The following is a 12,180-nucleotide window of genomic DNA, read 5'->3' as shown; positions in this document are numbered from 1 at the left end:
GTCACCTCTACGCATTGCGCGGGGGTCGCAGGAGGCACCGTGCTCACCGCGTTCGCCCGGGCGTTCAAGACGCCCGACCTGCGCAAGAAGCTGTTCTTCACGCTCGGCATCATCGTGCTCTACCGGCTCGGGGCGCACATCCCGGTACCGGGAGTGAGCTACGAGAACGTCCAGACCTGTGTTGATCAGGCAAGTAAGGGCAACAACAGCCTCTTCGGCCTGGTGAACATGTTCAGCGGTGGTGCACTGCTGCAGATCACGATCTTCGCGCTCGGCATCATGCCGTACATCACGGCCAGCATCATTCTTCAGCTGCTGACCGTGGTGATCCCCCGACTCGAGGCGCTCAAGAAGGAAGGGCAGTCCGGCCAGGCCAAGATCACGCAGTACACGCGTTATCTGACCGTCGCGCTCGCCATCCTCCAGGGCACCGGCCTGGTGGCCACCGCACGCAGCGGTGCGCTCTTCAGCGGCTGCCCGGTCGCCGACCAGATCGTCCCGAACCAGTCGATGTTCACGACGGTCGTCATGGTCATCACGATGACCGCCGGTACGGCCGCCGTCATGTGGCTCGGTGAGCTCATCACCGACCGCGGTATCGGCAACGGCATGTCGATCCTGATGTTCATCTCGATCGCCGCCAGCTTCCCCGGCGCCATCTGGGCCATCAAGACGAGCGGCAAGCTCGCGGACGGCTGGATCGAGTTCGCCACCGTCATCCTGATCGGCTTCGTGATGGTGGGGCTCGTCGTCTTCGTCGAGCAGGCCCAGCGCCGGATCCCGGTGCAGTACGCGAAGCGCATGATCGGGCGCCGGTCGTACGGCGGTACGTCCACGTACATCCCGCTGAAGGTGAACCAGGCGGGTGTGATCCCCGTCATCTTCGCTTCTTCGCTGCTCTACATCCCGGCCCTGATCGTCCAGTTCTCCAACTCCACCGCGGGCTGGGCGACCTGGATCCAGGACCACTTCGTCAAGGGCGACCACCCGTACTACATCGCGACGTACTTCCTGTTGATCGTGTTCTTCGCCTTCTTCTACGTGGCGATCTCGTTCAACCCCGAGGAAGTCGCCGACAACATGAAGAAGTATGGTGGCTTCATCCCGGGTATCCGGGCAGGTCGACCTACTGCCGAGTACCTGAGCTACGTGCTCAACAGGATCACTTGGCCGGGCTCGCTGTATCTGGGTCTGATCGCTCTTGTGCCGACGATGGCGTTGGCAGGCTTCGGTGGAGCCAACCAGAACTTCCCGTTCGGCGGGACGAGCATCCTCATCATCGTGGGTGTGGGTCTGGAAACCGTGAAGCAGATCGAGAGTCAGCTCCAGCAGCGCAATTACGAAGGGTTCCTCCGCTGATGCGAATCGTCCTCGTCGGCCCGCCGGGTGCCGGCAAGGGAACGCAGGCTGCGTACCTTGCCAAGAACCTGTCGATTCCGCACATCTCCACGGGCGACCTCTTCCGCGCCAACATCAGCCAGGGCACTGACCTTGGCAAGCAGGCCCGCGCCTACATGGACGCGGGGCAGCTGGTGCCGGACGAGGTCACGATCGGGATGGCCAAGGACCGCATGTCCCAGCCGGACGCGGTCAACGGCTTCCTGCTCGACGGCTTCCCGCGCAACGTGGGTCAGGCCGAGGCTCTCGATGTGATGCTCAAGGACGAGGGCGTAAAGCTGGACGCGGTACTCGACCTCGAAGTCCCCGAGGACGAGGTCGTGAAGCGCATCGCGGGCCGCCGGGTCTGCCGCAACGAGAGCGCGCACGTGTTCCACGTGACGTACAACCCGCCGAAGACCGAGGGTGTCTGCGACACCTGTGGCGGCGAGCTGTACCAGCGCGACGACGACAGCGAAGAGACGGTCCGTACCCGGCTCGAGGTCTACCACACGCAGACCGAGCCGATCATCGACTACTACAGGGCGCAGAACCTGGTGGTCACCATCTCCGCGCTCGGCAAGGTCACCGATGTGACCGAGCGGGCCATGGAGGCTCTGAAGTCCGACGAGGGCTGAGAGAACACCCCGTAGTACATGCAGTGCAGTCGGCCGCGGCGTCCTTGGGCGCCGCGGCCGACTGTTTGCGGCCGTATCGTTGAACACCCGTCCCCGCTGATGCAGAAAGGCGCCGCGCAATGGTGCAGATCAAGACCCCCGAGCAGATCGCGAAGATGCGTGAGGCAGGGCTGGTGGTCGCCGCCATTCACGCAGCCACCCGCGAGGCGGCGGTGCCCGGCGCCACCACGCAGGACCTGGACCAGGTCGCCCGCAAGGTGATCGCCGACCACGGTGCGAAGTCGAACTTCCTCGGGTACGGCGGGTTCCCCGCGACGATCTGCACCTCGGTGAACGAGGTCGTCGTCCATGGCATCCCGGATGACAGGACCGTCCTCAAGGACGGCGACATCATCTCCATCGACGCCGGCGCGATCATCGACGGCTGGCACGGCGACGCGGCCTACACGGCCTTCGTCGGCACCGGTCACGCGCCGGAGCTCATCGAGCTCTCCCGGGTGACCGAGGAGTCGATGTGGGCCGGCATCGCCGCGATGAAGGTGAACAACCGCCTGGTCGACATCTCGAAGGCGATCGAGTCCTACATCCGCCGCCAGCCCCGTCCGGCGACGGGCAAGTACGGGATCATCGAGGACTACGGCGGGCACGGCATCGGCACCGAGATGCACATGGACCCGCACCTGCTGAACTACGTCGCCCGCAAGCGCGGCAAGGGCATCAAGCTGGTCCCGGGCCTCTGCCTGGCCATCGAGCCGATGGTCTCCCTCGGCACGGCCCGCACCGAGGTGCTGGAGGACGAGTGGACGGTCATCACCACCGACGGCACCTGGTCCTCCCACTGGGAGCACTCCATCGCCCTCACGGAGCAGGGCCCCCTGGTCCTGACCGCTCCGGACTGCGGCCGCGAGAAGCTGGCCCAGTACGGGGTGGAGGCGGCGCCCGACCCCTTGGGGTGAGTGCCTGTCGGGCGGAGCCCGGCGCAGCGGTCCGAAGCCTGTGAGGCGCTCCGGCGCCGAGTTCGCGAGGGCTGCGTGGGGGAGGGGCCGGGGTGGAGGCGGCGCCCGACCCCTTGGGGTGAGTGCCTGTCGGGCGGAGCCCGGCGCAGCGGTCCGAAGCCTGTGAGGCGCTCCGGCGCCGAGTTCGCGAGGGCTGCGTGGGGGAGGGGCCGGGGCGGAGGCTCCGCCCGCCCCCTGGGCTGATTGACAGCCATCGTGAGGTCTAAGGATCTCCCACGGTGGGCAAACTTGACGGATTCGTCTTTTGGAGTCCGCTGACGTAGACTGACTCGTCGGCTCTCGTGCATCCGTGTGTCCGCATACGAGTGACCGAAGTCGATCAAGGTAGCCGATTCGAAAGGCGAAGCGTGGCCAAGAAGCAAGGTGCCATCGAAATTGAGGGCACCGTGATCGAGTCCCTCCCGAACGCCATGTTCAAGGTGGAACTCCAGAACGGTCACAAGGTCCTCGCGCACATCTCCGGCAAGATGCGGATGCACTACATCCGTATCCTCCCGGACGACCGGGTCGTGGTGGAGCTCTCCCCGTACGACCTGACGCGTGGCCGGATCGTCTACCGCTACAAGTAGATCTTGCCCGCATCTCGCTTCGGCGGGGTGATGGCACTGACCCGGAGAACCTGACATCCCATGAAGGTCAAGCCGAGCGTCAAGAAGATCTGCGACAAGTGCAAGGTGATCCGCCGTCACGGTCGGGTCATGGTCATCTGCGACAACCTGCGCCACAAGCAGCGCCAGGGCTGACGCACGACCCCCTCGCATCTCGCAGTACTTCGCGCGACGCACGTAAACGTACATACGCAGTGCCCGTCCAAGCCACGGCTGACGACACCTCCGGCGGGGGCCGGGGACCCGGGCGTACCACCTCTCACCGAGAGGTCGGCGGTCGGGAGTGGCGCTGCGGAAGACCCCCGAAATAACAACTGGAGCCATTGAATGGCACGCGTTTCAGGTGTTGACATCCCGCGCGAAAAGCGCGTGGAGGTTGCCCTCACCTACGTCTTCGGTATCGGGCGCACCCGGTCCAAGGAGATCCTCGCCACCACCGGCGTGAACCCGAACACCCGCGTTCGTGACCTGGCCGAAGAGGACCTGGTCAAGATCCGCGAGTACGTGGACGCCAACCTCCGCACCGAGGGTGACCTTCGCCGCGAGATCCAGGGCGACATCCGCCGCAAGATCGAGATCGGCTGCTACCAGGGCATCCGCCACCGTCGCGGTCTGCCGGTCCACGGCCAGCGCACCAGCACGAACGCCCGTACCCGCAAGGGTCCGCGTCGCGCGATCGCCGGTAAGAAGAAGCCGGGCAAGAAGTAGTCCTCAGCGGACGCACTGCGAGCGTCCGGGCCTCCGGACATCCGCAGCATCCAGCGGTCTTCGCTGTAGGACCGATCACCTCCCCTCTCCATCTGGAGTCAAGACATGCCCCCCAAGGGTCGTCAGGGCGCAGCCAAGAAGGTGCGTCGCAAGGAAAAGAAGAACGTCGCTCACGGGCACGCCCACATCAAGAGCACGTTCAACAACACCATCGTCTCGATCACGGACCCCTCGGGCAACGTGATCTCCTGGGCCTCCGCCGGCCACGTCGGCTTCAAGGGCTCGCGCAAGTCCACCCCCTTCGCCGCGCAGATGGCCGCCGAGTCGGCCGCCCGCCGCGCGCAGGAGCACGGCATGCGCAAGGTTGACGTCTTCGTCAAGGGTCCGGGCTCCGGCCGCGAGACCGCGATCCGCTCCCTCCAGGCCACGGGCCTGGAGGTCGGTTCGATCCAGGACGTCACCCCGACGCCGCACAACGGCTGCCGTCCGCCGAAGCGTCGCCGCGTCTGATCCGCAACGGCCGGTAACGGCCGTGCATGATCAATAGCGTGGATTCGGGCGGTATGCCCCTTCGGGGGTGTGCCGCCCGTATCCTTGTTTCATCTGTCGGGCGTCAAATAGTGGGCGCCCACGACTGAAGGATTCACACATGCTTATCGCTCAGCGTCCGTCGCTGACCGAAGAGGTCGTTGACGAGTTCCGCTCGCGGTTCGTCATCGAGCCGCTGGAGCCGGGCTTCGGCTACACGCTCGGCAACTCCCTGCGTCGCACGCTCCTCTCCTCGATCCCGGGTGCCGCTGTCACCAGCATCCGTATCGACGGTGTCCTGCACGAGTTCACCACCGTGCCGGGCGTCAAGGAGGACGTGACCGACCTCATCCTCAACATCAAGCAGCTGGTCGTCTCCTCGGAGCACGACGAGCCGGTCGTGATGTACCTGCGCAAGCAGGGCCCCGGCCTGGTCACCGCTGCCGACATCGCCCCGCCGGCCGGTGTCGAGGTCCACAACCCGGACCTCGTCCTGGCCACGCTGAACGGCAAGGGCAAGCTGGAGATGGAGCTGACCGTCGAGCGCGGTCGCGGCTACGTCTCCGCCGTCCAGAACAAGCAGGTGGGCCAGGAGATCGGCCGGATCCCGGTCGACTCCATCTACTCGCCGGTGCTCAAGGTCACGTACAAGGTCGAGGCGACCCGTGTCGAGCAGCGCACCGACTTCGACAAGCTGATCGTCGACGTCGAGACCAAGCAGGCCATGCGTCCCCGTGACGCCATGGCGTCGGCCGGTAAGACCCTGGTCGAGCTGTTCGGTCTGGCGCGCGAGCTCAACATCGACGCCGAGGGCATCGACATGGGCCCCTCGCCCACGGACGCCGCGCTCGCCGCCGATCTGGCGCTGCCGATCGAGGAGCTGGAGCTCACGGTCCGCTCGTACAACTGCCTCAAGCGCGAGGGCATCCACTCGGTGGGCGAGCTCGTGGCCCGCTCCGAGGCGGACCTGCTCGACATCCGCAACTTCGGTGCGAAGTCGATCGACGAGGTCAAGGCGAAGCTGGCCGGTATGGGCCTGGCGCTGAAGGACTCGCCTCCCGGCTTCGACCCGACCGCCGCGGCCGACGCGTTCGGTGCGGACGACGACGCGGATGCCGGTTTCGTGGAGACCGAGCAGTACTGAGTCGCCTCCGGCTGGGGTGCCCGTCTTTTGATGGGATCCCCGGACCGGGCGAGGCTTTGTCCTCAAACGCCGGACGGGCTTGATTTCGGCTCGTACGCGAGGGCTTTGTCCTCAATCGCCGGACGGGCTTGGATTTCGGGCTGCGGCTCGATGTCAGGTGCGGACGGCGTACGCGAACTTCCGTGTGGCGACCGCCTCACGGGAACTGACACCGGTACCTGATACGGCCGGTGCAGCACACAAGGAGAAAACCATGCCTCAGCCCGCCAAGGGTGCCCGTCTGGGCGGCAGCGCTGCGCACGAGAAGCTTCTTCTCAACAACCTCGCGAAGTCGCTGTTCGAGCACGGCCGCATCACCACGACCGAGGCCAAGGCCCGCCGCCTGCGTCCGGTCGCCGAGCGCTTCATCACCAAGGCGAAGAAGGGCGACATCCACAACCGTCGCCTGGTGCTGCAGTCGATCACGGACAAGGGCATCGTGCACACGCTCTTCACCGAGATCGCCCCGCGGTACGAGAACCGCCCCGGTGGTTACACCCGCATCACCAAGATCGGCAACCGTCGTGGCGACAACGCCCCGATGGCCGTCATCGAGCTGGTCGAGGCCCTGACCGTGGCGCAGGCTGCCACCGGTGAGGCCGAGGCCGCCACGAAGCGTGCGGTCAAGGAAGACGCCCTCAAGAAGGACGAGACCCCGGTCGAGTCCGTCGAGGCCGACGAGGAGTCCAAGGACGCCTGAGCGTTCTGAGACCTCTGGGACGGGCCCGCATCACCCTTCGGGGCGGTGCGGGCCCGTTTCGCTGTGTACGGATCTTGAGAGGATCGCTGGTGTGAGTGACGTGGTGGAGCCCGGCTTCGTACGGGTGCGGCTGGACCTGGCCTACGACGGCAAGGACTTCTCGGGCTGGGCGAAGCAGACCGGCCGACGGACCGTTCAGGGGGAGATCGAGGATGCGCTGCGGACCGTGACCCGCTCCTCGCGTACCTACGACCTGACCGTGGCCGGGCGTACCGACGCCGGTGTGCACGCCCGGGGCCAGGTCGCGCACGTGGACCTGCCGGACGGGGTGTGGGCCGAGCACGCGTCGATGCTGCTGCGGCGGATGGCCGGCCGGATGGCGCCCGATGTGCGGATCCGTCGGATCGCGGAGGCGCCCGCCGGGTTCAACGCCCGCTTCTCGGCCCTGTGGCGCCGGTACGCGTACCGGGTGTCGGACGCGCCCGGCGGTGTCGATCCGCTGGTGCGGGGTCATGTGCTGTGGCACGACCGGGAGTTGGACCTCGACGCGATGAACGCGGCGGCGGCGCGCATGACGGGGGAGCACGACTTCGCCGCGTACTGCAAGAAGCGCGAGGGTGCGACGACCATCAGGACGCTGCAGCAGCTGAGTTGGGTACGTGACGAGGCGTCCGGGATCATCACCGGGACCGTGCAGGCCGATGCCTTCTGCCACAACATGGTGCGGGCATTGGTCGGCGCGATGCTGTTCGTGGGGGACGGCCGCCGACCGTATCCGTGGCCGGCCGAAGTCCTCGCCGCCCGGGTGCGCGACCCAGGGGTGCACGTGGTGCGGCCGCACGGGCTGACGCTGGAGGAAGTCGCCTACCCGGTCGACGATTTGCTCGCCGCCAGGGCGGTGGAGGCACGGAACGTGCGGACCCTTCCGGGGGCCGGCTGCTGCTGACGGCCGCTCAGGACGCCGTGCGTCTGCGCCGGCGCAGCGCGGAGGCGAGGGAGCCCGCCAGGTACAGGGCCGCGCCGCTCAGCAGCGAGGCGCGGAACCAGCCGATCCGCGGGCTCCCCCAGGCGAGGACCGCGCCCGTGCCCACGAGCGCCAGTGCTGCGGTACGCGTCAGCCACCAGCGGGCCGTCCGCGGGGCTCCGTCACCGGGCGCGGGCGGGTGGCTGCCCGTGCTCGTCGTCATCGTGTCGCGCATCCCCGCCAGGATGGAGCGGCGCACCTGGACGCGGGCGCCCGGGATCGCGCCGAGGATCTCGGTGTCGCCGCCGAAGCCGGGCGGGACGGGCGGCAGTCCGAGCGCGGTCACCAGATCGGCCTGGTGGCGGACCGGGTCGCCGGTGGCGCGCAGGATGTGGGCCAGCGGGCGCGGGTCCGCCACCCGGTACAGATGGGCGAGGTCTCCGGCGGTGTCCTGCACATCGGCGTGGTCGGGGGCGGGGGACTCGGCGTCCCAGGTGTGCGTCGCGATCCGCCGGCCCTGGTGGAGGGCGGTGACGGTGCAGCGCTCGGGAGTGCGGTGCAGCACCAGGGCCGGCCAGGTCTCACCCGTCGTGAAGGTCTCCGCCGCCGCGGTCAGCGGCTCCTCCGGGAGCAGCGCGGCCCGTCGTCCGCGGGTGGCCTCGGGGACCACCTCGACATAGCTGTAGCCCTCGCCCGCCGGGGCCGTACGCAGGGAGAAGCCGCAGATCAGAGCCGCCTGGGCGACAGCGGCCGGGGGCGCGGGGACGATCGCGACCGCACGCGGGGTGAGGGCCGCCCAGTCGGGGGCCACGGCGGGCGGTTCGGGCGGGCGGCCGAAGAACGGGATCTGTGCGGCGAGGTCCAGCCGGACGTCGGACCGGGCTTCGAGGAATTCGGAGCGGGGGTCGCCGAGCCGGTTCCACGGGTACTCGGTGGCGTGGACGCCGATGGCCCGGAACACGTCGAGGGCCTCGGCCGGACGGTCCGACAGGATCAGGAGCAGAGCCAGTTCGTTGCGGAATCCGGCGGCCTCGCGGTCGCCCGCCCCGTCGTAGGTGTCGGAGAGGGCCAGGGCGCGGGTCAGGGCCGCGTCGACCTTCGGTCCGTACGGGTCGGGGCCCTCGGGCTCGTCCGCCTCGGACAGCCGGTACTCCAGCGCCGCCTGGAGCGGAAGCGCGTGCAGCCTGGAACCGGGCGGGGCGGAGGCGGCCACCCGTTCCGCGTAGCGGAACATCTCCTCGTGCGAGCCGTACCACTTGGCGCACAGGTACTGGAGCGCCTGCGCGTGGCAGCCGAAGTGATGCGGGTCGCGGGCCTCCGCCTCGGCGAGATACGCGTCGAAGACCTCGCGCGGGGCCTGCGTGCCGCGGGCGTGGGTGAGCGCGATGCGCCAGGGGACCGGGTCCGCGGGGTTGAACTCGGCCGCGGCGCCGATCACCGGCACGGCGTCCTCGAGCAGTGCGAAGAAGGCCTGGAACTGGTCCCGTTCGACGTCCTTCGCGCGGGCGCCCGTCCGCACCTTCCATGCCTGGTGGAGGTGGAAGTCGGCGACGACGAGGAGTGCGTCGGGATCCTCGGGGGACTCCGCGAGCCAGGCGTCCAGCCAGCCGTCGTGGTGCAGTGCGGTCCGGGCCAGCCGGCTCACGTACGCGTCCCTGCGCTCCCACTGGGCGTGCGCCCGGGTCGAGGCGAGGAGCTCCCGCGCCGGGACGTGGTCGCCGGCCGTCGCCGCGGTGAGGGCGGCGCGCAGCGTGGCGTCCGGCGGGTCCAGGACCACCGCCTCGTCGGGCGCCAGGTCGACACCGATGGCGTCGCGGTGGCGCAGGATGCGCAGGAACGAGACCAGGAAGACGAGACGCACAGCAGCGGTTCTCCGCATCCGGGAGGGTGACTGAACCGAAGGACGGGCGGTCAGGGGGCGGCGGTGGCGGCGGCCGAGGCCTGGACCTCACCGCGGTGCCGGATCTGGCGGAACGTGAAGTCCGTCAGGTCGTCGCCGACGGCGAACACGTTCTTGTCGCCCTTGGTGACGTTCTTGCCGCTGGTGAAGCCGCCCACCGTGAAGTAGGCGTACCGGCCGTAGGAGTTGGCCGTGCGACGGCAGACGGCGCCGCCGCGGCAGAACGTCGGCACCCCCGCCCCGCTCAGCGACGCCAGGCCCCCGCTGGCCTGCTGGGCGGCCTTCTTGGCCTGGGCCTCGGTCTCGAAGACCGCGAGGCCGATGGTCACGGCCACGCCGCTGCGGCTGTACGTGGCCCGGACGACCTGGTCGCAGCCGTTGTTCGTGAGGATCGTGCCGAGTGCGCCCTGGGTGGTCGTGGCGCACTTCGTGGTGCGATGCGTCGCGCCCTTGGTGTAGACGCGGTCGCCCATCGTCAGCTTCTTGCCGGGGAAGAAGGCGTCCACGGTGACGGGCGCCCGGTCCTTCCGCACGTCGGATATGTAGTCCTTCGGATCCGGCGGAGGTGCCGGGGCCACCGACGAGAACGACGGTTCCGGCTGCGTCGACTGGCTGGGCAGATCGGTCGCCGACGGCAGTTCGCTCGCGTTCTTGCCGGACGAGCCGCCGGAGTCGTCCTTGTTGGTCGAGATGACCGCGGTCGCCACGATCGCGGCGACCGCGGCGGTGGCCAGCGCACCCCCGCCGATCATCAGCCACCTCTTGCGCCTGGTGCGTGCGGCCGACGCCTCGGCCAGTGCCGCCCAGTCCGGTGTACCCGTGCCCCCGGGCCCCCAGGAGGGCCCCCCTTGCCCAAAGCTCATGGGCCGAATCCTAGGCCCTGGGTAATCCGGTTGGGCCAGGGCTTCGCTGCCCGTGACAATGCTGTGCATGGGACATCTTGAAGCAGGCCATCTCGAGTACTACCTACCGGACGGGCGGGTACTGCTCGGCGATGCCTCGTTCCGTGTCGCGGACGGTGCCGTCGTCGCCCTCGTCGGGGCGAACGGCGCCGGGAAGACCACGCTGCTGCGGCTGCTCGCCGGGGAGCTCCAGCCGCACGGCGGCTCGGTCTCGGTGAGCGGCGGTCTCGGCGTGATGCAGCAGTTCGTCGGCTCGGTGCGCGACGAGCGCACGGTGCGGGACCTGCTGGTGTCCGTCGCCCAGCCCCGGATCCGTGAGGCCGCGCAGGCGGTGGACCGGGCCGAGGAGCTGATCCTCACCACCGACGACGAGGCCGCGCAGATGACGTACGCGCAGGCACTGAGCGACTGGGCGGAGGCGCGCGGGTACGAGTCCGAGACGGTCTGGGACATGTGCACCATGGCCGCGCTCGGCGTCCCGTACGAGAAGGCGCAGTGGCGCGAGGTGCGCACCCTGTCCGGGGGTGAGCAGAAGCGGCTGGTGCTGGAGGCGCTGCTGCGCGGGCCCGACGAGGTGCTGCTGCTCGACGAACCGGACAACTATCTGGACGTCCCCGGCAAGCGCTGGCTGGAGGAGAAGCTGAAGGAGACCCGTAAGACGGTCCTCTTCGTCTCCCACGACCGGGAGCTGCTCTCCCGCGCGGCCGAGAAGATCGTCAGCGTGGAGCCCAGCCCGGCCGGCAGCGACGTCTGGGTGCACGGCGGCGGCTTCGCCACGTACCACCAGGCCCGCAAGGAGCGCTTCGCGCGCTTCGAGGAACTGCTGCGCCGCTGGGAGGAGGAGCACGCCCGGCTGAAGGCGCTCGTCCTGCGGATGCGGCAGCAGGCGGCGAACAGCCCCGACATGGCGAACCGCTACCACGCGATGCAGACCCGCTTCAAGAAGTTCGAGGAGGCCGGCCCGCCGCCGGAGCCGCCGCGCGAGCAGGACATCAAGATGCGGCTGCGCGGCGGCCGGACCGGGGTACGGGCGGTGACCTGCACCAACCTGGAGCTGACCGGCCTGATGAAGCCGTTCGACCTGGAGATCTACTACGGCGAGCGGGTCGCCGTCCTGGGCTCCAACGGGTCGGGCAAGTCGCACTTCCTGCGGCTGCTGGCGGGCGAGCCGGTGGCGCACACGGGGGAGTGGAAGCTCGGGGCGAGGGTGGTGCCCGGACACTTCGCGCAGACCCACGCCCATCCGGAGCTGCTGGGCAAGACGCTCGTCGAGATCCTGTGGACGGAGCAGGCCAAGGACCGGGGCGGCGCCATGTCCGTACTCCGGCGGTACGAGCTGGAGCGGCAGGGGGACCAGCCGTTCGAGAAGCTGTCCGGCGGTCAGCAGGCCCGCTTCCAGATCCTGCTCCTGGAACTGGCCGGCACGACGGCTCTGCTCCTGGACGAGCCGACCGACAACCTGGACCTGGAGTCGGCGGAGGCCCTTCAGGACGGCCTCGAGGTGTACGACGGCACGGTGATGGCGGTCACGCACGACCGGTGGTTCGCGAAGTCCTTCGACCGGTACCTCGTGTTCGGCTCGGACGGGGTCGTACGGGAGACGACGGAGCCGGTGTGGGACGAGCGGCGCGTGCAGCGCGCACGGTGACGTGCGGG

The 12,180-nt window shown here is 68.8% G+C and carries 13 protein-coding genes; 11 read left to right on the top strand and 2 right to left on the bottom strand.

The genetic code is table 11. The features are described 5' to 3' along the window. Nucleotides 1-39 precede the first annotated feature (39 nt). From secY to truA, 10 genes are all read left to right on the top strand, one after another. Nucleotides 40-1,359, top strand: coding sequence for a preprotein translocase subunit SecY (gene secY / locus OG959_RS14415; protein WP_148020236.1), 1,320 nt, complete (start codon nt 40-42; stop codon nt 1,357-1,359). Next, a complete protein-coding gene (locus OG959_RS14410; RefSeq protein WP_326658571.1) occupies nt 1,359-2,015 on the top strand; it encodes an adenylate kinase in 657 nt (218 codons plus the stop codon). The genes secY and OG959_RS14410 overlap by 1 nt, the downstream gene beginning before the upstream one ends. 119 nt (nt 2,016-2,134) lie before the next feature. Further along, the gene (gene map / locus OG959_RS14405; RefSeq protein ID WP_326658570.1) at nt 2,135-2,971 is read left to right on the top strand and encodes a type I methionyl aminopeptidase; all 837 of its coding nucleotides are present in this window, start codon (nt 2,135-2,137) and stop codon (nt 2,969-2,971) included. Nucleotides 2,972-3,378: 407 nt separating this feature from the next. Next, nucleotides 3,379-3,600, top strand: coding sequence for a translation initiation factor IF-1 (infA, locus tag OG959_RS14400; protein WP_003956442.1), 222 nt, complete (start codon nt 3,379-3,381; stop codon nt 3,598-3,600). Nucleotides 3,601-3,660: 60 nt separating this feature from the next. Next, a complete protein-coding gene (rpmJ, locus tag OG959_RS14395; protein ID WP_003956441.1) occupies nt 3,661-3,774 on the top strand; it encodes a 50S ribosomal protein L36 in 114 nt (37 codons plus the stop codon). A gap of 192 nt (nt 3,775-3,966) precedes the next feature. Further along, the gene (gene rpsM, locus OG959_RS14390) at nt 3,967-4,347 is read left to right on the top strand and encodes a 30S ribosomal protein S13 (protein WP_014047799.1); all 381 of its coding nucleotides are present in this window, start codon (nt 3,967-3,969) and stop codon (nt 4,345-4,347) included. Between the two features lie 105 nt (nt 4,348-4,452). Continuing rightward, on the top strand, nt 4,453-4,857 hold the full coding sequence (gene rpsK, locus OG959_RS14385) for a 30S ribosomal protein S11 (RefSeq protein ID WP_003956432.1): 405 nt from the start codon (nt 4,453-4,455) through the stop codon (nt 4,855-4,857). A gap of 139 nt (nt 4,858-4,996) precedes the next feature. Then, entirely contained in the window at nt 4,997-6,019 is a 1,023-nt protein-coding gene (locus tag OG959_RS14380) for a DNA-directed RNA polymerase subunit alpha (protein WP_003966937.1), read from the top strand. Between the two features lie 253 nt (nt 6,020-6,272). Continuing rightward, nucleotides 6,273-6,758 (top strand): 50S ribosomal protein L17, encoded by a 486-nt coding sequence (gene rplQ, locus OG959_RS14375; protein WP_326658569.1) that lies wholly within the window; start codon nt 6,273-6,275, stop codon nt 6,756-6,758. A gap of 91 nt (nt 6,759-6,849) precedes the next feature. Next, nucleotides 6,850-7,704: a tRNA pseudouridine(38-40) synthase TruA gene (truA, locus tag OG959_RS14370; RefSeq protein ID WP_326658568.1), complete on the top strand. Its 855-nt coding sequence runs from the start codon at nt 6,850-6,852 to the stop codon at nt 7,702-7,704. Between the two features lie 7 nt (nt 7,705-7,711). Here truA and OG959_RS14365 read toward each other — a convergent pair whose 3' ends face one another. Next, complete coding sequence (locus OG959_RS14365) at nt 7,712-9,583, bottom strand: hypothetical protein (protein ID WP_326658567.1); 1,872 nt, start codon at nt 9,581-9,583, stop codon at nt 7,712-7,714. A 50-nt stretch (nt 9,584-9,633) separates the two neighbouring features. Further along, nucleotides 9,634-10,485 carry a hypothetical protein gene (locus OG959_RS14360; RefSeq protein ID WP_326658566.1) on the bottom strand — a complete coding sequence of 284 codons (852 nt, stop codon included), beginning with the start codon at nt 10,483-10,485 and terminating at the stop codon, nt 9,634-9,636. 67 nt (nt 10,486-10,552) lie between these two features. Here OG959_RS14360 and OG959_RS14355 point away from each other — a divergent pair, with 67 nt between their 5' ends. Beyond that, a complete protein-coding gene (locus tag OG959_RS14355) occupies nt 10,553-12,172 on the top strand; it encodes an ABC-F family ATP-binding cassette domain-containing protein (RefSeq protein ID WP_326658565.1) in 1,620 nt (539 codons plus the stop codon). Nucleotides 12,173-12,180: the final 8 nt, after the last annotated feature.

The organism is Streptomyces sp. NBC_00385 (genome assembly GCF_035917155.1).
GTDB lineage: Bacteria > Actinomycetota > Actinomycetes > Streptomycetales > Streptomycetaceae > Streptomyces > Streptomyces poriferorum.
This window is presented reverse-complemented; position numbering and strand designations above follow the sequence as displayed.